Raw genomic sequence first — 18,780 nt, 5'->3', positions numbered from 1 at the left:
TTTTGAAAACGTTATTGACAAAAACGTAAAAAAATTATATTATAAGTGTAACGCAATTAAGTTCGGTATATGTTTTATGGATAAGGTGGTCGTAGCTGCAATGTATGTAGGCGATTTCTTCTACATCATTTCAGTTACGGCTTTTTCATGTTGAATGACGTATCGATTCCTAAAAGTTATATTAGGTGCTTAGTGTGTAACACATTTTTGGAGGTTTTACAATGAACACAGGTAAAGTAAAATGGTTTAACGCAGAAAAAGGTTTTGGATTCATCGAGTCTTCTGAAGGTCAAGACGTATTTGTTCACTTCTCTGCAATTCAAACAGAAGGTTTCAAAACTTTAGAAGAAGGCCAAGACGTAACTTTTGAAATCGTTGAAGGTAACCGTGGACCACAAGCTTCTAACGTAACTAAAGCTTAATAAGAAAACAAAAAAAGGTGATGCCTTTCAAAATGCATCACCTTTTTTAATGATGTTTCCCATAAAGCTTTTGTTTTTCATTGAAAGGAAGAATAACAAAAATCAATGGCTTAGATTAGCATTTGGATAAAAAATTCTCCATCAACTTCATTATATTCATCCGTTAAAAAACCACATAATTTCCCACTAAAGTATGGTATGCAGGCTTTTAATTGGTCCTATTTACCTTAATGTTTTGGAAAATGAAAAAAAGTGAAATAAAATGGAGAGTATATATTTATAACAAAATAAAACAATACACTCTAGGTTGGTATTTTCTAAACAAATAATGTCCCTAATAATAGGGCGGTGTTTTAAGGTCTATATAAGAGTAATCATGCGCTAAAATTAGTGGGATCCATTCATTTAAAAATGATAAAGATCCTATCCTACGACATTTCTGGTCCTATATTCTAAGGAATATCAATCAACGGAGTACAATAACAAGGAGGAAAAAGTATTGACAACTTTTTCAGATTTTAAATTAAGCAGCAGTTTAGAAAAAGCATTATCAAATATGGGATTTGAAGAGCCAACACCAATTCAGGCGCAGGCGATTCCGATTGCATTATCAGGTAAGGACATGATTGGACAAGCTCAAACAGGTACTGGTAAAACAACTGCCTTTGGTGTGCCTTTATTAGAAAAAATTGAGGTTGGCAAAGCAGTTCAAGGACTAGTTATTGCTCCAACGAGAGAATTAGCAGTCCAAGTAGCAGAAGAATTAAATCGTATTGGCTCAGTAAAAGGAATCCGTACCCTGCCAATATACGGTGGACAAGACATTAACCGCCAAATTCGCGGACTTAAAAAGAAGCCGGAAATTATTGCGGCTACACCTGGTCGATTAATTGACCATATTGAGCGTAAGACAATTCGTTTACAAGATTTAAAAATGATTGTTCTTGATGAGGCAGATGAAATGCTTAACATGGGCTTCATTGATGATATTGAAAGAATCTTAAGCGAAACTCCAGAGTCTCGTCAAACGTTATTGTTTTCAGCAACAATGCCGAAAAGAATTCAAAGCCTTGCTGAAAGATTTATGGTTGAACCTCAAGTTGTAAGAGTGAAAGCGAAAGAAATGACTGTTACAAACATTGAGCAACATTATATCGAAGTACAAGAACGTCAAAAATTTGATGTATTATGCAGCTTGCTGGATATTCAATCACCTGAACTTGCTATTGTCTTTGGTCGTACGAAGAGACGTGTGGACGAAGTGGTGGAAGGTCTTATTAAACGTGGATACTCTGCAGAAGGAATTCATGGTGATATTCCACAAGGTAAACGTGACCAAGTAATTCGTCGTTTCAAGGAACAAAGCATTGATATTATGGTAGCAACAGATGTAGCAGCTAGAGGACTTGACATCAGCGGTGTGTCTCATGTTTATAACTTTGATATCCCACAAGATCCAGAAAGCTATGTTCACCGAATCGGTAGAACAGGACGTGCTGGTAAAAAAGGTCTTGCTGTAACATTTGTTTCTCCTAGAGAACTTGATCATTTACGTATTATTGAAAATGTGACGAAGAAATCAATGACGAAAAAGCCGATTCCTTCTCTAACAGATGTGTTAGCTGGAAACCAACAAGCAACAATTAGTAAAATTGCCAAAACAATCGAAGAAAATGACTATGCAGAGTATAAGCGAGTTGCAGAAGGTTTATTAGAAGAAACAGATTCTGTAACACTACTTGCAGCAGCATTGAAGCTTCTTACAAAAGAGCCAGATGCTACACCAGTTAAATTAACGGCTGTTGAGCCACTGCGTTCAAAGAAAAAAGATAACCGATCTGGCGGCGGTAATCGTAGACGTCGTTCTGATCGTGGGGGAGAACGAGGCAGCTATGATAGAAAACGCCCAAACTCTTCTGGTGATAGAAGACCTAGAAGTCGTAACAGAAGTAAGTAATCGTTTTAAGTTTACTTTATACCTATGTCTCCCTAATAGTAGGAAGAAAATAATGGAATTTAATGTTTCAGCGTTTTAAAAGAAATAAATTGGGGAAACTAGTTAAATGAAGGATAGGATATATCCTTGTTATTTAAATCTAGGAGGCAATAAAAAAATGGCAACAGGTAAAGTAAAATGGTTTAATTCAGAAAAAGGCTTTGGATTTATCGAAGTAGATGGCGGAGAAGATGTATTTGTACATTATTCAGCAATCCAAACAGAAGGATTCAAAACTTTAGACGAAGGTCAAGAAGTTAATTTTGATATAGAAGAAGGCAGCCGCGGGCCGCAGGCTGTAAATGTAACAAAACTATAAAATGTAAGGAAGAGTCCTACGGGGCTCTTTTTTTGCTAAATGGAAACTGTTTGGATAAAATAAGATAGAATACTTTCATCAAGCGGGAAAAAATTTCCTTGATGTTTGTTTCTTACGGATCATGCAGCTGTGTTCCACATTGAGTTTAAAGTGGAGTTAGTTTTGATCTGTTAAGTGATATAGAGAAAGAAAGAGGTGCAGACCATGAAAGAATTTACAGTGAATTTTCATGTAGAAGATGGAGTAGACCAAATGATTGTGCAAAAACTAAGTGAGGACGATTTTAATCGTGTTACCAGTGGCGGTACACGTCAATTATTTGAATTAGATACAAATATCGGATTCTTTATTTATTTTGACGCTGAAGATGAACACGGTAAAGAATCATACTTAGTTCTGCAATATGAAGAAGAAAAGGAAGAACCAACAGCATGCTTTAGTTTTCAACTAAAAGATTTTTATCAATTTGTTGCCTTGCACCTAAATGATCTCCAATATGAAGAAGGCGAAGAAGAGGAAGAGGACTTTGGCCCTATTCACTATCTGGCTCATTTAATGCACCATATTGTAGAGGATGGAAAATCGGTAGAAGTATAAAGAAAAAAGCTGGAGATTATTTTCTCCAGCTTTATTAGCGTAATTCCATCTGAACGGCATTGGTTTAATATTAATCCTCTAAATAATGCTGCTTGCAAAATGCTTGTATTTGTTCTAATTCTTCATCCTCTAAACCATAATCCAAATATTTATTTTCTAAACTATTATAAAAATGATAATTCAATATACGGGATCCATTTTCGTCTACTGAAAATAAGATTTTTATTTGTAAATGATCTTCATCTGCTAATTCATCTTCCTCATCAAACTCGACAGTAAGAAAAAATTCAAAGCGCTGACCAGCAAGAATGCCGGTAGGATCTTTAATTTCCTCAACAGTATATTCTTTAATGTTCACTCCATAAACCTCCAATAAATTCGCAACAATATTATAGTGGTTTCACTCTGAAAATAATATCATATAAAAGCGGGAATAGCTAATTGTATTCTTGCTAGGACTAAATTGCTCTCTAATCGATTTTAAAAAAATAAAGTAGTTTTTTAAAATAATATTTGCATTGAGGGTAGAAAGTATGGCATAATAAACAGTTTGACATTTTTATCAGGATATGGTATATTTAATAATAGATTTTGTTCATATTTTTTGTTTACACTTGTTTAGGGATTTTTATGTTTTTCTCTGGTTTACAAGTGTTTTTTATTTTTATCCAGTTAAAACTATCGTTTTGTAGTTCATTATTTAGTTCGTAGCAGTAAATGATTTACTTTTATGAACGAATATGGGAATCGAAGTTTTAACAAATAATTAGCTTCCTGGAGGTGCTTCATTTGGCAATGGGATTTGGTAGAAGAAATAATGAAGAAATTGTTAAAGAAGAAGTGGTGGTTTGGGATTGTACATCAGACACATGTAAATGTTGGATTCGTGATAATTTTAAAAGCAGTGAGACACCAAAGTGCCCAATCTGCGGAAGTGACATGGTAAAAACAACTAGAGAGCTTCAAGTAGTAAATAATAATAGTATATATTCAAAATAAAAGAGGAATTTTCCAAAATAGGATGGACCTCACAAGACTTTTCCACTGAAGGTTATATTTAGTGGGATAAATCTTGTATGGTCCAAACCACTGATGGAGATTTTTTTGATATTTGTGTTTATTTTCCAGCTTAAAATAAACGCAAATAAATACATAAATGCAAACATATATCGTTTGAGCTCTTTTGATCATTTTTATCGAACATTCCATAGTGCTAGAGACATTCACCTTTCCTTAGGAGTTTAATGTCTCTAGCACTATTTTTGCGTTTTTAATGCAGCTCCAATAAAATTTTTTGTCCCTAAAACTCGATTAATCATACAGTCAAGCTAAGCATTAATGGAATTAAGGATGTACCCCATAGGACAGTGATCCATGCTGCTAATATCATGGCTAATGTCGAGAAGGTTGCTTCTTGTTCACCAATTTCCATTGCTTTTGATGTTCCAACCCCATGTGCTCCCATTCCAAGCGCTAAGCCTTTTGCAATGGGAGAACGAAGGGACAGCCATTTTATAGCATAAGGACCTATAATTCCTCCAAGAACCCCTGTTATAATGACGAATATTGTTGTTAATGTCGGCAGACCACCGATTTCTTCTGAAACAACAATAGCGATAGGGGTAGTTATGGAACGCGGTAAAATACTCATAATAAAATCATTGTTTAATCGAATCAAAATAGATAATAAATAGGATGAAAAGATAGCAACCAATGTGCCTGTTGTTACACTGACTATAATAATGGAAAAATGCTTTTTCAATAAATGTAAATTTTTATAAATAGGAACAGCAAAAGCGATAGTCGCTGGACCCAATAAATGGGTTAAAGGCTGAGCTGATTCCATATAAGTTGTTGCTGGAATATGAAAAACAGTAATAAATAAGATGAGCAAGATGGGGGTAACTAATAATGGGTGAAATAGCGGCATATTATATTTTTTATAACATGCTTTTGCTATTCGATAAAGTACATAAGTCATAATGGTAAGAATAATAATTTTGATCATTTGCTAAAACGTCTCTTTCTGTTATAAATTTTTTCAGCAGTAAAACCAGTAGCCCCCATAACAAAAAATGTGCTTATTGCAATTAGTAAGACTGTTTCAATTCCTTTTATATTGAAAATTTCGTTATAATTAACAATTCCAACAGCTGATGGAATAAAAAATAATAACAATTCTGCAAGCAGCCAAGCTGCTCCTTTTTCTACCCATTCCACTTTCACTAATTTAAGCTTTAATCCAATAAAAAGAATTATTAATCCAATCATTGAAGCAGGAATTGGTATCGTAACAATCATTTTAATTCCCATCCCGATAAAAAGAAAAACGTGAAGGAATATGATTTGCCCAGCAATTATCACTATATTCTTCAATGAGATCACCTTCTGATATTCATTTGATGGAATGAAATCTTCCATCTGTTTCGTATATGAATATCATACGCTTAACTTGGTTATTCGTAAAATACATAGTAATTATAGTTAATATAACTAATAGTTATAATGATGCTAGCAGAGCTATATAGACCTTATTCATTGTTAAGAACAAAGTCAATGAATCTTCTGCTAGCAACGGATAAATAGCGATCCTTTTTCGTAATGATAACTAGTTCCCAATTGGTAATAGGTTCTAAATCAACAAACCGAACTTGATTATTATTTGCTCGATTGCATATTGATTCGGGGAGAATCGAAATTCCTAGGTTCGCTGCCACAATCTCAACCATAAAGTCCCACTGGGAGCTTTTGAAGATAATATTTGGTTCAAATCCTTCTTGAATGAACTTTTTGCGCATAATTTCATATAAGGCGAATTCTTCACTGTAAAAAATAAATTCTTCTTCTTTTAATTCTTTCATTTGCACCTTCTTTTTATTTGCAAGCCGATGAGATACAGGTACTATTAATTTCATTTCTTCCTTTACAAGTGGGAAGACGTTAAAAGCCTCATCTGCTAAAGGAAGAACAGCGACACCCATTTCAAATTCACCCTCTTCGACACTTTTCACAACTTTTGCCGCCCCATATTCTTTTATATTTATTTGGATATTTGGATATGCTTTATGAAATGCGGCGATTATTTTGGGGAAGAATAAGCTTCCAATGATCGGCGGAAGACCAATATTAATATTTCCTCTTGTTAAATTGGTCATATCATGCAAGGTGGATGACATTTCTTCCACCTGAGCAATAATTTTTTGTCCATATTCATAAACTACTGAGCCTGCATCTGTAAGTTCATGGGTTTTATTGGAACGGTGAATTAAGGTTAAGCCAATCTCCGCTTCTAAGCTTTTGATCGCTTTACTTAGAGCAGGCTGTGAAATATGCAGCTTGTCCGAGGCTTTTGTCATATTTTTTTGTTTCACCACTTCAACGAAGTAATGTAGCTGTCTAATTTCCATTTTCCTTCCTCCTCTTGATTGAAAAGGGCTGTCCCGTTTGTAGAGACAGCCTTGTGACTGGATAGAAATGGGGCATTAGCTTAGTATTCCCGTTTTCCTCCAGTTATTTTGGAATTTTTTTAAGAAGGGATAAATTTCTAATCATTGAACCAACAAACATAGTTCCAGCGCCTCCAAAAAGAAGAATCAAGACTGTTTGCTTACTAATAACATCAAATGGATAAAGAATACTACTTAAGATTGCAAGAAATCCAACCAACGATAAAAACCAACCGAATTTTGTCATAATTAACTTCCTGTCCTTTAAAAAATAGATAACTATTTATTTATTTTACGCAAAGATGGAGGGAAGTACAACTATTGTGTGATTCTTTTTGGGAAAATCCTTTCCATACTAAAAAATAAAAATGGATTAGGAAAATTAGGTTTAAAGAAGGAGTGGAAGCGGGTATACGAAGATTATCATCTAGATAAGGGTGGGAAAAACATGAGTATTTTTCAAGAATTAAAAGAGAAAATCGTCTTTCCTCCTAATTGGAAAGATAACTTAATGGCCCACAAGAAATATGAAAAATTATACAAAAAAAATCCGACAAAGCTTATATACAGTAATATGTACCGTACTAAATCAATGGAAAAAATAGACTAGGGTGGAAGCCATCCTAGTCTTTGTTATGTTGCAAAATATATTTATATTTTATTAGGCCATCGATGTTTCTTTTAAATAATCAGAAAAAACTTTTTGTACAAGATCTTGTTCCTGGATATCATCAGCGCTATGTAAATCCTTAATACAGACAACGTATACTGATTTTACAAATAAGTGAAGTGCTTCATCATCGGTTAATTTCTGGATTTTTTTAATTAACTGATTATCAGTAATGTAATTAACGATACGACCAAGGAATTCCTTCGGATAATCTTTAGGTTGTTTCCCTGTTTCTTCTTGAAAAATTCCCCCTTGTCCTTCAATTTCGACATGACGTATTACTTTTTCTAATTCTTGAATACTAAATATCTCCATTGATTAAACACCTCTTTCCCTCTAGTATTATAACAGGCTATTAAACTGTAGTAAATTAGTGTTTTTTCACTATTTGAAAAAGATTATTATAATAGGATTTTAAAGGTGTTATATAAAAGATATAGAAGCCTTTTGCCGTGAAATTTTTTAAAATTAATCGAATCCCCTGCAAAACAGGGAATCTAATGGTACAATATCTATGATTAATTAATTAAGTCAGCAATTCTTAACTAAACCAAGCTAGACTAGTTGAGGGAATTGGCTAAAGTTGTGAGAAGGAGTAATAATGGATAATAATACAATGTATCATATGGTAAAAAAATTTCATGAAGCATTTGGACATGAAGTAGCTGCAGAACCTACTGCAATCGCAGAAAAAACAGCTGTTAATCGAGCAGTTTGGACTGGAGAAGAGTTAGTAGAATTTTTATATGCAACAGCAGAAGGGGACGAAAGTAAATTTAAAGCATTATATGAGCAGTTTTTAAAGGGACTAAATAAAGCTGCTGATAAAATACTTTCGGAAAAGAAACCCGTTGACGATAAATTAGTAGCACAAATGGATGCTTTAACGGATGTAGAATACTTTAATCAAGGAAGTTTTGTCATTGCTGGTGTTGAACCATTTTCTCTCTTCCAAATTGTTCAAGAAGCAAATATGGGTAAGCTATTTGAAGATGGTAAACCAAGATTTAGAGAAGAAGATGGTAAAATTATTAAGCCGCCAAATTGGGAAAAAGACTTTGCTCCTGAAGGCCGCCTGCAAGCAGAAATAGAGAGACAAAGAAAAAATAAAGGAAAATAGCAGTTGAATATCCACTAAAAAGACGAACACGAATAATTATTAGAAGCCTGCATACGATCTTCTAATGATTATTCGTGTTTTTCATTAATTATAATACGATTCTGAAAGAGTTATTTTAGTTCGCATAAAATAACTCTTTCAGAATCGGTTTTTTAGATGAAGCTGTTTCGGCTTCAAGCAATGTATAATAATGCACCTTTACTTTTTAAATTATTATTCCTTATATAGAGAATACAGATGCCGGGATGAATATCGAAGGATTGCCAGAAGCATACGGGGCAACTTCATATTGCTGGAAAATGAGCACTATCCCGTTATCTGCTAAATAGAAATCCGTTTCGTCTGTCACTTTAAAATCGGTGAATTCTTTTGCATCTGAGTAAAAAATTTCTGGGTGTTTTTTCATATATGCTATCGCATAAGTTGTGACTTTGCCATAATGTTCCTTGGAAGGTAGAAAGTCATCTAATGTTAATAGCTTTCCTGATTTGAGGTCGAAATTATAGGTTGTTATCACTGTATTCCCATGTGCTCCCCCGGTAAATTGATAGTCAGAAAACAAAATGCTTAATTTATTATTTTGGTTATATTTGACTTGATAGTTGGTTATATATTCAAACTGACAGGCAGATGCTGATTCTTTGCAAATTGGATCTTTTTTTAGGTTTTCCATTTCTTTCATCAACTTTATGTATTGATTATACGATGCTTTTATATGTTGTAATAAGATTTTGTTCACGCTATTCTGCGCTTTGTTGTTAGGAGCACTAACAAGGGATGGATATTTTAGTTCTTCAATATTTTTATATTGTTTTGTAATAACAACATTCGGTGAAATGGCGAAAGCATTTAAAGGTTGAATAATAATTACGAGGATAACCATGATTATCAATGGTAAATTTGTTTGTCTTTTCATACATCACTTCATTCCTTCCTAGTCTTAATACTATTTTTCCCTTTTTTGAATGAATAATGTATGAAGATAAAGAAAAAAATGCTAAATGGTGTAGATTATTCTACATCTTTTAGCATTTTTTCAATCGCGTAAAGTTCTTTATTTAAGTCATTAATAATGGTCATTTGCTGTTTATGTATCGAAAGGCTTTCCTTTTCTACTTTTAGTCTTTCTATAGCTCGTGCTTCTTTTCTTTTTAGAAAACGTACGAGAATAAAAATCAGCAAAGCTGGAATAAAAATATAAAGAATTAAAGTTGGCAAGAATAATAAAAGAACGCTCATCGTTTATCTCCTTTAATTTGTCTCATTTAACAATTTTTCGATGTTCACAATTCTTTCTTTCAATTTGTGGAGTGCTTCTATTTGTTCTTTTTGATAAGCTATGTTTTCTTTTTCTAAGTTCAACTTCTCATCTGCTCGAGTTTCCGCTCTTTTCATATATCTTGCTAAATAAAATATGAAACCAAGTACAATTAGAATAGGAATACTTACGATAAAGAGATTGATCATACTAAATATTTGCATTTTGTTCCCCCTAAAATATTTTTTTATTTACTCCTTTCTTTTCTTAATCGTGACACTATCAGCCAGGTTTGCAATTAATTCCTCTGATAAAGGAAGCGAAAAAGGGATTAACACATAATACTTCATTGCTTTTCCATCTTCAGAAATTTCATGATGACCTTTAATTAATTCTGCATTTTCTAATTTTTGAAGATGTAAATATAATAACGGTCTACTGATTCCAAGCTCTCTTGCTAGTTGGCTGACATATTTCTTTTCATTTTTCAAGATAGCGATAATTTTCAAACGGTATGGGTTTGATAATGCTTCAAGAACAAGAAGTAATTTGTCTCCATTTTTTATATGTTTCATATGTAATAATTTTATTACAGGTGTAAAAGAAAATCAAGTAGATGATTATCGAATATTTTGCAAACATTAGCAAGAAAGTAGATAATTAAATTAAGCTACAAATCTTAAATTTTTATATGAACAAAAAATGGAGTTGATTAAATGGGCTTTTTAAATGGGTTGTTGGGAAATGCAAGTGAAACAGATGTGAAAGAACTAGAAAAAGAATTAAGCAGCATAATCGGTTCGAATGAAAGAATCGAGCTTGCTTATAAATTAGTCAGAGATTTAATTGTATTCACAGACTTACGACTAATTTTTGTTGATAAGCAAGGACTGACAGGTAAAAAAGTTGAGTATATGTCTGTACCATATAAAAGTATTTCGCGTTTCAGTATAGAAACGGCAGGTCACTTTGATTTGGATGCTGAATTAAAAATTTGGATCTCTGGGGCAGAATTGCCCGCCATTTCAAAACAGTTTAAAAAAGATAACAGTATTTATGACGTCCAAAAAGCATTGGCAAGTTATGTTGCTAAAGCCTAATCTATAAGATTACAGTCCAGCATGAAGTCTGAATGGAAGCTGGACTGTTTCTAATCAAACAATAGCAGGAATGTAGTGCTATTTGTGGAATATTTATTTAATATGGTGGAAATAGGATTAATTAGGGCAGAAGGAAATGGTCTGGTTAAAAAGAGGGGGAATACAATGAATTCAGAGGCTAAATTCTCAGGGAAGTCTACATTATATGATCACTATCGTCCAGGTTATCCTAAACGTTTTTTTAAGGAGCTTATTTCCGAGTATAGTGGCTCAAATGATCATTTTGTCATCGCAGATATTGGAGCAGGCACAGGAATCTTTACCGAGCTAGCTGCAAATATCGGCACAAATATTATCGCTATAGAGCCAAATGATGATATGAGATCTATTCTTAAAGCAAGAATGGAAGACTTCAAACAAGTAACTTGCCTAGATGCTTCAGCCGAAAACACAGGAATCGCAGATAATAGTGTGGATTTAATTACAGTTGCACAGGCGTTTCATTGGTTTGAAGCGGATGCATTTAAAAAAGAATGCAGACGTATACTAAGGAAAAATGGTCAGGTGATGCTCATTTGGAATAGTCGTGATCATACGAGTCAATTAAATTCAGAAACTGCTAAAATATCCAAAAGATATTGTCCGAATTTCCAAGGTTTTAGTGGCGGTATAAATATTGATCGTTTAGGTCTGCAGCATTTTTTCACAAATGGATATGAACATTATGCGGTATCCAATCCATTAAAAATGAATAAAGAACATTTTATTGGCCGAAATCTTTCTGCATCTTATTCTCCGCAAAAAGGTGATCCTTTTTATGATGAATTTGTAGAAGAACTGGGGTTTCTTTTCGATAAGTACAGTAAAGATGGAAACATTATCGTTCCTAATGATCTGCATGTTTATGTAGGCGCTGTCATATAGGGTGGATGGTAGAAATTATCCTGTTTTTTCAAAACATATTGACATTTAGCATGGATATAATTACAATAAGTCTTAATAAATTTGTAGGCGTTGAAAAGGAAAAGTAAATAAGGGGAGATATTATAGAGAGCTTCTGACGGTGGAAAAGAGGCAAATGAACCTTATTGAAAATGACCTTGGAGCTTCGTACCGAAAACGATCCGTGAGTAGACTACGACGAGATAGGCACTCGTTATAACAGCAGCAGTATCTCTTCTTTTTTTAAAGACGTACTGAATAGAGGCAAATAGTGTAAACTATTTGTGAAGCTAGGTGGTACCACGGGTTAACTCGTCCTAATCTTTTTAGATTAGGGCGTTTTTTTATGCTTTTTTTATTTGGATAAATAATTTCAAATGAACGAAAGAAGCAATTCTATAAAAGGAGGAAGTAAATATGAGTATATTTATAGGAGGAGCATGGCCATATGCGAATGGCTCTTTGCACTTAGGGCACGTGGCAGCATTATTGCCAGGGGACATTTTAGCCCGTTATTATCGGCAAAAGGGAGAAAAAGTTCTTTACGTATCAGGAAGTGATTGTAATGGGACACCTATTTCTATTCGCGCCCAACAAGAGAATACATCCGTTCAAGAAATAGCGGATCGCTATCATGCTGAATTTTCCCAGTGTTTTTCTAAGCTAGGCTTTTCATATGATCTTTTCACAAGAACAGATGCAAAGCATCATCATGCTTCTGTTCAAGAGATTTTTCTAAGCTTATTGCAAAAGGGGTATTTATCCAAAAAAACCGTAGAGCAGGCATACTGCCAAAAGAATAATCAGTTCTTGCCAGACAGATTTGTAGAAGGAATTTGTCCTTATTGCAAGCAAAGAGCCAGAGGGGACCAATGCGATCACTGTTCTTCGATATTAGACCCACTAGAATTAGAAGATAAACGTTGTAAAATTTGTGGGGAGGAGCCAGTCATTAAGAAAACAGAACATTTCTATTTCGCTTTTAGCAATTTTCAGAAAGAGCTAGAAAACTATGTAAAACAAGCAGAAGATAATCAGCTCTGGAATGAAAATGCAGTTTCCTTAACGAAAAGATATTTGCGAGAAGGACTACCAGATAGGGCAGTAACTAGAGATTTACCTAATGGGATTGATGTGCCATTAGAAGGTTTTGAAGGAAAGAAAATTTACGTATGGATCGAAGCGGTAGCAGGCTACTTAACAGCAAGTATGGAGGCCTGTAAAGCAAAAGGTCTCCATGTGGATGATTATTGGAACTCTGAAACAATATCTTACTATGTTCATGGAAAGGATAATATTCCATTTCATACAGTTATTTGGCCGAGTATTTTACTTGGATTGGGAAGAAATTCTCTACCAACCCATATTGTCTCCAGTGAATATTTAACATTAGAAAAAAGGAAATTATCTACTAGTCAAAATTGGGCTGTTTGGGTTCCTTATATTTTGCAGAAATATGATCCTGATTCGCTTCGGTATTTTTTAACGATAAATGCTCCAGAAACCAGAGATACGGACTTTTCGTGGCGAGAATTTATTTATAGTCATAATAGTGAATTATTAGGCGCCTATGGGAACTTTGTGAATCGAACCTTAAAGTTTATTCAAAAAGCATACAACAGCAAGATTCCCAATAGACAAGTCTCCAAAGAAATCATTGCTAGCACAGACGAAGTTTATCGAAGCGCAGGTAATTGGATAGAAAGAGGAAAAAGTAAAAAAGCGTTAGAAGAAATTTTTGCTTATATTCGATCTGCAAATCGCTATTTTGATCAACAAAAACCGTGGGAACAAGTAAAAAATGATAAGGAGGCAGGTGAAATCACATTAGCAAATTGTACATTTATGATTGTCAATCTTGCCCAGCTTCTTGAACCTTTTGTCCCATTTTCCACCCGGAAAATTAGAGCAATGCTTGGGATTACAAATTTAGAGTGGCGATTACAGCCTACACTTCCTGAGGAAATACTATCTGTCACGCCACTTTTTGCGCGCTTAGATTTAGGATTAATAGAAGAAGAGCTAAATCTGCTGATAATGGGACAAAAACATTCATAATTTTTGTCATTTCTCCCCTTTTTTTGACGGTGATTGAAAAGGGGAGAGCTAAAAAATATGCTGTAGAAAATTGCTGTATTTTCAGAGGAGATAGAGGAAAATAGCTTATACTTAACGAATAAATTATCTAATGTACGAATCTTTATAACTTTTTCTTTAGACATAGAATATACTATGCTGAATATAGAGTTTAAAAAAGAAGAATTTGCTTGGCAATATAATTATTGTAACAGAATAAAATAGATTATAATCAAAGAGCGAATGATAAAAGGGGTTGAAGGAGGCAATTAACAATTGGGAGGGAGCGGAAATGAAGTGGAGTGAGTTTGTATCACCTAAAAAGAACAGAGTCTTACCAGTTATTATCGAGGTATATGAAAAGAAATATCCTCCTTATGCAAGTAAGCTTTATCCCATATATTATACAAGCTTTAATGATTTAGGAATTCTGTTTACACCATGCGGGTTATTTAGACGGAAAAAGAAACGGGATTTAAGAACAATACGATATAAAGACATCGTCTCTGTGGAATTTAATGTACACCGTGTTCCTACTGTCTACCTATACCTTTTAGGCTCGTCTTTACATGTCAATATAATTATTCAATTAAAGGACCAATCCATTTTACATTTAGAAAGTGAAGATATCAGTATTTTGCCAGATGTATTTCAGCTATTAAAAAAACATAAGGTAGTTAGGAAAGATCCTCAAAAGCTTCAAAGCATTTTAAAAGAAAAAGATACAATGGAAAAATTTTACTCCTATATGGATAAGCATTTAGAAGCAGATATGCAGTACAGTAAGAAAGAACCTAAAATAAAATAGTGGCCATGGAAGGAAAAGGATCATCTTTTTCTTTTTTCAATCGTTTCTAAAATAGCTAAAGCCTGTTTATTGTATACGGAAACAGAAAAATGCATGGCTGGTACAGACATATGCCGTCTATTGGGATTCTGGCTTTGTTTTCTTATTAATGTCATACAAAAATAGCCTCGTGACTTTTTATTTATAGGTTGTCCGTATAATTAGTGTTTTTATACAAGTAATTTTTCTAATCATTAGCTTGTAAATTGTTATTTGCAGCATTCCTCGTTGAATTATTATTTTTCTGCAGTGAGCATTCAGGAAACGAAATACAGGATGATAAATATAGCAGCAAGAAAATAAACAATAAATGGTGGTAGTTGTTCGTCTGATAAAATAATGCAAAAAAGCTACAGCTTGCTTTCAAAAAATTAGTGGGGAATTTCCAAACCTATTTTTAATCAATCATTTACCATTTATCATATATTAAGCCGCACATCTCACAGATTTTAATATATACCGGAAAAAAAGAAGAGTCTTAGACAAGGAGAGGAATTTTTTAGAGCAGAAATTCCCCTCCTTGTCTAAAGACTCTGTTTCATTAGGCACGTTTAGCTAGTAAGTTTAATGCTTTCTTATTCATGTCATGAATATCTTCAAATGTTTCTGATACTGCTACTGTCATCTTTCTCCTATTCGGATTCATTGATTTTTTTGATTGGTTCTTTGGTTTATTGAATGGTGTAGGAGTGGAAGCAATTGCAGTTTTCTTTTTTTCTGCCATATCAATTCCTCCTTTATAGAAAAATTTTATAAAATCCGGCACAAGCTATTAATCTCCAAAACTATAAATCTTTAGATCGTGAAATTTTGCTCATGCATTTTTTTCTACATATTATTATACTACAAAACAGGTAAAAAGGAGCCTTAAACCATGTACCAATCGAAAATTTGTGCTAAATTAAGAATGTGGGAAGCGTCAATTCCGTCCACTTCCACGAACTGGGAGCTGATACCTATCAACATATTGTAACTTTCCCCATAATATGCAACGATGAAAACATTTTTAACTAAATCCTCATTATTTATATTACTTTCTGGATCTTTTAAGGGGATACTTTTTCCAGCGAGAAGATCTTGAATAACATTTTCTTTCACTTCTCTGTCTAAAAAGCTAATATTATAGCAAATTTCTACACTATTAAAAGCAGATTCTAAGTTTTGCTTTAAATCTTCCGCACTTGCACTAATCGCAAAAGGGAAAATCGCAATATGAAATTGAAATGTGTCTGCGTATAGGTTTAAATAGGTCCGTAATTCATCTTTATATTGGCGCCAATGCTGGGGAAGATTGCGTTCCATAAAATGATCAGCTGTTTTGGAAATAACTTCAGTGAAGTTCTGAACCTTTTTAGCATTGTAGCCTAATACTTCTTCATTTTTGCGAATCGTTTTCCGAATATAATTACTATGTTGAAATTCAGTATTCCAAATTTTAAGAATATCAGGTGTTTGAAAAACCGCAATATCAATGAACACTGCTGCACATGCTAATGATAAAATCATGGTCCAGTCAGCCATTTGCAGCTGCTTTGTCAAAATTCCAAGGCAAACAAGGAGAAAAAATAAAACATAATATGATTTTCGAATTGCTTGGAGATTTTCCACATATTTATCTGTTCGCCACCAAAAATAGATGAGTGAAAGAACAATCAATAAAATCATTGCCGTAATAAAAACAAAATAGATTGCCGCCAATGTTTATCCTCCCTTTAATCGCTTACCAACTATTATAACATGCATTAATAATTGTAATGGAAAATAAAAGAAAAAGAAAAACGTTTTCTACATATAAAATGTATAGATAGTCAGACATTTTTTAAGGAAGAATGATTTATAATCTGGATTCTGTCTATTTTAACCAAATGTTTGGATGAGAATAAAAAATTGAAGGGAAGTGAAAATATTTAAAATAGTTCCCCTAGGATAATCTAAGTCTATCCCTTATAATAAGAAAATTATGGTAAAATAAAGATCAACAGAGAAAAGGGGGAATAAGGATGTTTCCAATATTAGAAACAGAGAGATTGCTATTAAGAGAGATTGAGAAAGAGGATGCTGGGGATTTATTTGCTTATTTTTCTAATAAAGAAGTCATGCAGTATTATGGGCAAGAGGCATTTACAAGTATAGAGCAAGTAGAAGCATTAATAGAGCATTTTTCTAATAACTTTGAAAATCAACGAGGAATTAGATGGGGCATGCAGCTCAAAGGGACTACCCGACTTATTGGTACACTTGGTTTAAACAATTTAGTACTTTCTCATAAACGAGCAGAAATCGGATATGAAATCCATCCTGAATATGGGCGCTCTGGTTATACAGCTGAAGCAGTCCAAAAAGTTGTCTCCTATGCATTAGAAGAGCTTCATTTAAATCGGGTAGGAGCGATGATTTATTTAGAAAACGAAGCATCAAATAAACTTATTCAAAAGCTTGGCTTTCAGCATGAAGGTGTTTTGAGAAAGTACTATGAACAGAATGGAAAGGCGTTTGATATAAATGTATACTCTATTCTGAAAGATGAATAAAAAATGCTGGATGGGATGAACAATTTGGAATCTAGAACAACGATTTATTTTGTCAGGCATGCACACTCCATTTATTCCGAAGATGAAAGAGGCAGACCTTTGTCGGAGAAAGGCAGCTCGGATGCTAAACAAGTAGCTAAACGAATGGAAAAGGAAGCTATCGATATCGTTTTATCGAGCCCATATAAGAGAGCGATTCAGACAATAGAAGGAATTGCAGAATATTTTCAAACAGATATCAAGCTTATCTCCGAATTTAGAGAACGTAAATTGGCAAAAGGATCTATTCCTGATTTTAATACTGCCATCGAAAAAGTTTGGAGAGAGGAAACCTTTTTCTGGGATGGTGGAGAGTCTAATATAACAGCCCAACAAAGAGGAGTCCAAGCTTTATTTCAAATACTAAAGCAATATGAAAATAAAAAAATTGTTATCGGAACACATGGAAATATCATGGTTTTAATCATGAATTATTTTTCAAAGGACTATGATTATTCATTTTGGAAGAATTTAAAGATGCCTGATATTTATAAATTAATATTTAAAGGAAATCAATTAATAACGGTTCAGAGAATATGGGAGGATAATAATGGATAGACATTTATTCTTATTTGGCGGCGGCCCACCATTTACATATAAAATGGCAAGAAAATTTTCCGAACTGATCTCGGTGCGAACAGGAAAAATTTCTTTGCTAATTATCGATAGACCAAACTGGAAGGAATATATGCCCAAGTATACAAAAATATTAGTGGAAAATGGAATAACAGAATTCCAATTTATCCCTTTGCCAACTATTTCAGAGAAAGAGGCCGCTGAACTGCTAAAGAATAGTGCCGGGATTATCATCGGTGGTGGTAATACGGAACATTATGCAAAGTATATTGTCGAGACTACTTTATCAAGGATTCTCAAAGAACAATTTTCAGCAGGAGTACCAATTGCTGGTTTTTCTGCTGGAGCTCTAATTAGTATGGAGCATTGTATCATTTCAGCAAATGACAATGAAGATCGAAATTTTAAGTGGCAAACAGGATTAGGGCTGTTGAAAAATACGGTTATTGCTGTTCATTTTAGTGAATGGATGGATGAAAATCATTTAAGGAAAGCTGTTATTAAGTTTCAGCCCCATGAACATTTTGGAATAGACGAAGGTACAGGAATGTATTTTTATAACAATCGGTTAATGGCTGTAGAAGGAAATAATGTTTTTCAGATTAAAAACAATCGTCTCGAAGAAATGGAAAAGATCAACTTTTTATAGGAATATAAATTTTACGCAATCAAATTTATAACCAATAGAAAAAAAGACCTTTAATATAGTCACTTTGCAATTACCTTTTTTTGCTAGAAAGATATTCATTATAACCTAGTTTAAAAAGCAGAAAATCAAATGATAAATTGCATTTATTATTTCTAGAAAATTTTGTAGTATTCATTTGTAAAGATGATTACA

Annotated in this window: 27 protein-coding genes and 1 other annotated feature; of the genes, 14 read left to right on the top strand and 13 right to left on the bottom strand. The window is 33.5% G+C overall.

Going from position 1 to position 18,780, the window contains the following annotated elements; genetic code table 11:
• The first annotated feature begins 221 nt into the window (after positions 1 to 221).
• The 4 genes from NSQ89_RS10960 to NSQ89_RS10945 all read left to right on the top strand — a co-directional run bounded on the left by NSQ89_RS10960 (position 222) and on the right by NSQ89_RS10945 (position 3,334).
• Positions 222 to 422, top strand: coding sequence for a cold-shock protein (locus tag NSQ89_RS10960; protein ID WP_016203922.1), 201 nt, complete (start codon positions 222 to 224; stop codon positions 420 to 422).
• 499 nt (positions 423 to 921) lie between these two features.
• Positions 922 to 2,379, top strand: coding sequence for a DEAD/DEAH box helicase (locus NSQ89_RS10955; RefSeq protein ID WP_047940490.1), 1,458 nt, complete (start codon positions 922 to 924; stop codon positions 2,377 to 2,379).
• Positions 2,380 to 2,536: 157 nt separating this feature from the next.
• Positions 2,537 to 2,737 (top strand): cold-shock protein, encoded by a 201-nt coding sequence (locus tag NSQ89_RS10950; protein ID WP_047940491.1) that lies wholly within the window; start codon positions 2,537 to 2,539, stop codon positions 2,735 to 2,737.
• A 204-nt stretch (positions 2,738 to 2,941) separates the two neighbouring features.
• Positions 2,942 to 3,334 carry a hypothetical protein gene (locus tag NSQ89_RS10945; RefSeq protein WP_047940492.1) on the top strand — a complete coding sequence of 131 codons (393 nt, stop codon included), beginning with the start codon at positions 2,942 to 2,944 and terminating at the stop codon, positions 3,332 to 3,334.
• Between the two features lie 70 nt (positions 3,335 to 3,404).
• Here NSQ89_RS10945 and NSQ89_RS10940 read toward each other — a convergent pair whose 3' ends face one another.
• The gene (locus NSQ89_RS10940; RefSeq protein ID WP_047940493.1) at positions 3,405 to 3,692 is read right to left on the bottom strand and encodes a DUF6509 family protein; all 288 of its coding nucleotides are present in this window, start codon (positions 3,690 to 3,692) and stop codon (positions 3,405 to 3,407) included.
• Between the two features lie 437 nt (positions 3,693 to 4,129).
• On the opposite strand from NSQ89_RS10940, the gene NSQ89_RS10935 reads away from it, so the two are divergent.
• Positions 4,130 to 4,333 (top strand): cold-inducible protein YdjO-related protein, encoded by a 204-nt coding sequence (locus NSQ89_RS10935; RefSeq protein ID WP_171510321.1) that lies wholly within the window; start codon positions 4,130 to 4,132, stop codon positions 4,331 to 4,333.
• Positions 4,334 to 4,649: 316 nt separating this feature from the next.
• Here the strand turns inward: NSQ89_RS10935 and NSQ89_RS10930 are convergent, their stop codons facing one another.
• The 4 genes from NSQ89_RS10930 to NSQ89_RS10915 form a co-directional block, all read right to left on the bottom strand.
• Positions 4,650 to 5,342: an LrgB family protein gene (locus NSQ89_RS10930; RefSeq protein ID WP_061796380.1), complete on the bottom strand. Its 693-nt coding sequence runs from the start codon at positions 5,340 to 5,342 to the stop codon at positions 4,650 to 4,652.
• Positions 5,339 to 5,719, bottom strand: coding sequence for a CidA/LrgA family protein (locus NSQ89_RS10925; RefSeq protein ID WP_235844422.1), 381 nt, complete (start codon positions 5,717 to 5,719; stop codon positions 5,339 to 5,341). Before NSQ89_RS10925 ends, NSQ89_RS10930 begins: the two co-directional genes overlap by 4 nt.
• Positions 5,720 to 5,865: 146 nt before the next feature.
• Entirely contained in the window at positions 5,866 to 6,741 is an 876-nt protein-coding gene (locus NSQ89_RS10920) for a LysR family transcriptional regulator (protein WP_047940498.1), read from the bottom strand.
• A gap of 103 nt (positions 6,742 to 6,844) precedes the next feature.
• Positions 6,845 to 7,027: a hypothetical protein gene (locus tag NSQ89_RS10915; protein ID WP_047940499.1), complete on the bottom strand. Its 183-nt coding sequence runs from the start codon at positions 7,025 to 7,027 to the stop codon at positions 6,845 to 6,847.
• A 201-nt stretch (positions 7,028 to 7,228) separates the two neighbouring features.
• Here NSQ89_RS10915 and NSQ89_RS10910 point away from each other — a divergent pair, with 201 nt between their 5' ends.
• Complete coding sequence (locus NSQ89_RS10910; protein ID WP_156485378.1) at positions 7,229 to 7,390, top strand: hypothetical protein; 162 nt, start codon at positions 7,229 to 7,231, stop codon at positions 7,388 to 7,390.
• Positions 7,391 to 7,441: 51 nt separating this feature from the next.
• Here the strand turns inward: NSQ89_RS10910 and NSQ89_RS10905 are convergent, their stop codons facing one another.
• Positions 7,442 to 7,765 (bottom strand): hypothetical protein, encoded by a 324-nt coding sequence (locus NSQ89_RS10905; protein WP_047940501.1) that lies wholly within the window; start codon positions 7,763 to 7,765, stop codon positions 7,442 to 7,444.
• A gap of 286 nt (positions 7,766 to 8,051) precedes the next feature.
• On the opposite strand from NSQ89_RS10905, the gene NSQ89_RS10900 reads away from it, so the two are divergent.
• Positions 8,052 to 8,570: an HAD family hydrolase gene (locus NSQ89_RS10900; RefSeq protein WP_047940502.1), complete on the top strand. Its 519-nt coding sequence runs from the start codon at positions 8,052 to 8,054 to the stop codon at positions 8,568 to 8,570.
• 220 nt (positions 8,571 to 8,790) lie between these two features.
• On the opposite strand, the gene NSQ89_RS10895 is transcribed toward NSQ89_RS10900, so the two are convergent.
• The 4 genes from NSQ89_RS10895 to NSQ89_RS10880 all read right to left on the bottom strand — a co-directional run bounded on the left by NSQ89_RS10895 (position 8,791) and on the right by NSQ89_RS10880 (position 10,403).
• Positions 8,791 to 9,486, bottom strand: coding sequence for a DUF3298 and DUF4163 domain-containing protein (locus NSQ89_RS10895; protein WP_144580799.1), 696 nt, complete (start codon positions 9,484 to 9,486; stop codon positions 8,791 to 8,793).
• Positions 9,487 to 9,581: 95 nt separating this feature from the next.
• Complete coding sequence (locus tag NSQ89_RS10890) at positions 9,582 to 9,809, bottom strand: hypothetical protein (RefSeq protein WP_047940504.1); 228 nt, start codon at positions 9,807 to 9,809, stop codon at positions 9,582 to 9,584.
• A 12-nt stretch (positions 9,810 to 9,821) separates the two neighbouring features.
• On the bottom strand, positions 9,822 to 10,052 hold the full coding sequence (locus tag NSQ89_RS10885) for a hypothetical protein (protein ID WP_047940505.1): 231 nt from the start codon (positions 10,050 to 10,052) through the stop codon (positions 9,822 to 9,824).
• Positions 10,053 to 10,079: 27 nt separating this feature from the next.
• Positions 10,080 to 10,403 (bottom strand): ArsR/SmtB family transcription factor, encoded by a 324-nt coding sequence (locus NSQ89_RS10880; protein WP_047940506.1) that lies wholly within the window; start codon positions 10,401 to 10,403, stop codon positions 10,080 to 10,082.
• A 141-nt stretch (positions 10,404 to 10,544) separates the two neighbouring features.
• Here NSQ89_RS10880 and NSQ89_RS10875 point away from each other — a divergent pair, with 141 nt between their 5' ends.
• The 4 genes from NSQ89_RS10875 (at position 10,545) to NSQ89_RS10860 (ending at position 14,754) form a co-directional block, all read left to right on the top strand.
• Positions 10,545 to 10,928, top strand: coding sequence for a PH domain-containing protein (locus tag NSQ89_RS10875; RefSeq protein WP_047940507.1), 384 nt, complete (start codon positions 10,545 to 10,547; stop codon positions 10,926 to 10,928).
• Positions 10,929 to 11,093: 165 nt separating this feature from the next.
• The gene (locus tag NSQ89_RS10870; protein ID WP_047940703.1) at positions 11,094 to 11,852 is read left to right on the top strand and encodes a class I SAM-dependent methyltransferase; all 759 of its coding nucleotides are present in this window, start codon (positions 11,094 to 11,096) and stop codon (positions 11,850 to 11,852) included.
• 81 nt (positions 11,853 to 11,933) lie between these two features.
• Positions 11,934 to 12,193: a binding site (T-box leader), on the top strand.
• Positions 12,194 to 12,287: 94 nt separating this feature from the next.
• Positions 12,288 to 13,928, top strand: a complete 1,641-nt coding sequence (gene metG, locus NSQ89_RS10865; protein WP_144580797.1) for a methionine--tRNA ligase — start codon at positions 12,288 to 12,290, stop codon at positions 13,926 to 13,928.
• Positions 13,929 to 14,238: 310 nt separating this feature from the next.
• The gene (locus NSQ89_RS10860; protein ID WP_047940509.1) at positions 14,239 to 14,754 is read left to right on the top strand and encodes a hypothetical protein; all 516 of its coding nucleotides are present in this window, start codon (positions 14,239 to 14,241) and stop codon (positions 14,752 to 14,754) included.
• 20 nt (positions 14,755 to 14,774) lie between these two features.
• Here the strand turns inward: NSQ89_RS10860 and NSQ89_RS10855 are convergent, their stop codons facing one another.
• The 3 genes from NSQ89_RS10855 to NSQ89_RS10845 all read right to left on the bottom strand — a co-directional run bounded on the left by NSQ89_RS10855 (position 14,775) and on the right by NSQ89_RS10845 (position 16,491).
• Complete coding sequence (locus NSQ89_RS10855; protein ID WP_268874777.1) at positions 14,775 to 14,909, bottom strand: hypothetical protein; 135 nt, start codon at positions 14,907 to 14,909, stop codon at positions 14,775 to 14,777.
• 425 nt (positions 14,910 to 15,334) lie between these two features.
• Positions 15,335 to 15,517, bottom strand: coding sequence for a hypothetical protein (locus tag NSQ89_RS10850; RefSeq protein WP_061796358.1), 183 nt, complete (start codon positions 15,515 to 15,517; stop codon positions 15,335 to 15,337).
• A gap of 143 nt (positions 15,518 to 15,660) precedes the next feature.
• The gene (locus tag NSQ89_RS10845) at positions 15,661 to 16,491 is read right to left on the bottom strand and encodes a type II toxin-antitoxin system SpoIISA family toxin (protein ID WP_047940511.1); all 831 of its coding nucleotides are present in this window, start codon (positions 16,489 to 16,491) and stop codon (positions 15,661 to 15,663) included.
• A gap of 302 nt (positions 16,492 to 16,793) precedes the next feature.
• On the opposite strand from NSQ89_RS10845, the gene NSQ89_RS10840 reads away from it, so the two are divergent.
• Genes NSQ89_RS10840 through NSQ89_RS10830 form a run of 3 tightly spaced genes read left to right on the top strand, consistent with a single transcriptional unit; the run spans position 16,794 to position 18,588 of the window.
• A complete protein-coding gene (locus tag NSQ89_RS10840) occupies positions 16,794 to 17,324 on the top strand; it encodes a GNAT family N-acetyltransferase (RefSeq protein ID WP_341132615.1) in 531 nt (176 codons plus the stop codon).
• Positions 17,325 to 17,348: 24 nt separating this feature from the next.
• Positions 17,349 to 17,921, top strand: coding sequence for a histidine phosphatase family protein (locus tag NSQ89_RS10835; RefSeq protein WP_369988083.1), 573 nt, complete (start codon positions 17,349 to 17,351; stop codon positions 17,919 to 17,921).
• Positions 17,914 to 18,588, top strand: a complete 675-nt coding sequence (locus tag NSQ89_RS10830; RefSeq protein WP_341132614.1) for a Type 1 glutamine amidotransferase-like domain-containing protein — start codon at positions 17,914 to 17,916, stop codon at positions 18,586 to 18,588. The genes NSQ89_RS10835 and NSQ89_RS10830 overlap by 8 nt, the downstream gene beginning before the upstream one ends.
• The last annotated feature ends 192 nt before the right edge of the window (positions 18,589 to 18,780 follow it).

Source organism: Niallia sp. FSL R7-0648, from assembly GCF_038007005.1.
Lineage (GTDB): Bacteria > Bacillota > Bacilli > Bacillales > Cytobacillaceae > Niallia > Niallia circulans.
Note: the sequence above shows the minus strand (reverse complement) of the source record. Positions and strands in the feature narration are given on the sequence as shown.

What these genes read in the sequence shown, in the direction of transcription:
- NSQ89_RS10960 (WP_016203922.1), top strand. Translation starts at nt 222, where the DNA reads ATGAACACAGGTAAAGTAAAATGGTTTAACGCAGAAAAAGGTTTTGGA.
- NSQ89_RS10950 (WP_047940491.1), top strand. Translation starts at nt 2,537, where the DNA reads ATGGCAACAGGTAAAGTAAAATGGTTTAATTCAGAAAAAGGCTTTGGA.
- NSQ89_RS10945 (WP_047940492.1), top strand. Translation starts at nt 2,942, where the DNA reads ATGAAAGAATTTACAGTGAATTTTCATGTAGAAGATGGAGTAGACCAA.
- NSQ89_RS10935 (WP_171510321.1), top strand. Translation starts at nt 4,130, where the DNA reads ATGGGATTTGGTAGAAGAAATAATGAAGAAATTGTTAAAGAAGAAGTG.
- NSQ89_RS10930 (WP_061796380.1), bottom strand. Translation starts at nt 5,342, where the DNA reads ATGATCAAAATTATTATTCTTACCATTATGACTTATGTACTTTATCGA.
- NSQ89_RS10920 (WP_047940498.1), bottom strand. Translation starts at nt 6,741, where the DNA reads ATGGAAATTAGACAGCTACATTACTTCGTTGAAGTGGTGAAACAAAAA.
- NSQ89_RS10915 (WP_047940499.1), bottom strand. Translation starts at nt 7,027, where the DNA reads ATGACAAAATTCGGTTGGTTTTTATCGTTGGTTGGATTTCTTGCAATC.
- NSQ89_RS10910 (WP_156485378.1), top strand. Translation starts at nt 7,229, where the DNA reads ATGAGTATTTTTCAAGAATTAAAAGAGAAAATCGTCTTTCCTCCTAAT.
- NSQ89_RS10905 (WP_047940501.1), bottom strand. Translation starts at nt 7,765, where the DNA reads ATGGAGATATTTAGTATTCAAGAATTAGAAAAAGTAATACGTCATGTC.
- NSQ89_RS10900 (WP_047940502.1), top strand. Translation starts at nt 8,052, where the DNA reads ATGGATAATAATACAATGTATCATATGGTAAAAAAATTTCATGAAGCA.
- NSQ89_RS10895 (WP_144580799.1), bottom strand. Translation starts at nt 9,486, where the DNA reads ATGAAAAGACAAACAAATTTACCATTGATAATCATGGTTATCCTCGTA.
- NSQ89_RS10890 (WP_047940504.1), bottom strand. Translation starts at nt 9,809, where the DNA reads ATGAGCGTTCTTTTATTATTCTTGCCAACTTTAATTCTTTATATTTTT.
- NSQ89_RS10885 (WP_047940505.1), bottom strand. Translation starts at nt 10,052, where the DNA reads ATGCAAATATTTAGTATGATCAATCTCTTTATCGTAAGTATTCCTATT.
- NSQ89_RS10880 (WP_047940506.1), bottom strand. Translation starts at nt 10,403, where the DNA reads ATGAAACATATAAAAAATGGAGACAAATTACTTCTTGTTCTTGAAGCA.
- NSQ89_RS10875 (WP_047940507.1), top strand. Translation starts at nt 10,545, where the DNA reads ATGGGCTTTTTAAATGGGTTGTTGGGAAATGCAAGTGAAACAGATGTG.
- NSQ89_RS10870 (WP_047940703.1), top strand. Translation starts at nt 11,094, where the DNA reads ATGAATTCAGAGGCTAAATTCTCAGGGAAGTCTACATTATATGATCAC.
- metG (WP_144580797.1), top strand. Translation starts at nt 12,288, where the DNA reads ATGAGTATATTTATAGGAGGAGCATGGCCATATGCGAATGGCTCTTTG.
- NSQ89_RS10860 (WP_047940509.1), top strand. Translation starts at nt 14,239, where the DNA reads ATGAAGTGGAGTGAGTTTGTATCACCTAAAAAGAACAGAGTCTTACCA.
- NSQ89_RS10855 (WP_268874777.1), bottom strand. Translation starts at nt 14,909, where the DNA reads ATGACATTAATAAGAAAACAAAGCCAGAATCCCAATAGACGGCATATG.
- NSQ89_RS10850 (WP_061796358.1), bottom strand. Translation starts at nt 15,517, where the DNA reads ATGGCAGAAAAAAAGAAAACTGCAATTGCTTCCACTCCTACACCATTC.
- NSQ89_RS10840 (WP_341132615.1), top strand. Translation starts at nt 16,794, where the DNA reads ATGTTTCCAATATTAGAAACAGAGAGATTGCTATTAAGAGAGATTGAG.
- NSQ89_RS10830 (WP_341132614.1), top strand. Translation starts at nt 17,914, where the DNA reads ATGGATAGACATTTATTCTTATTTGGCGGCGGCCCACCATTTACATAT.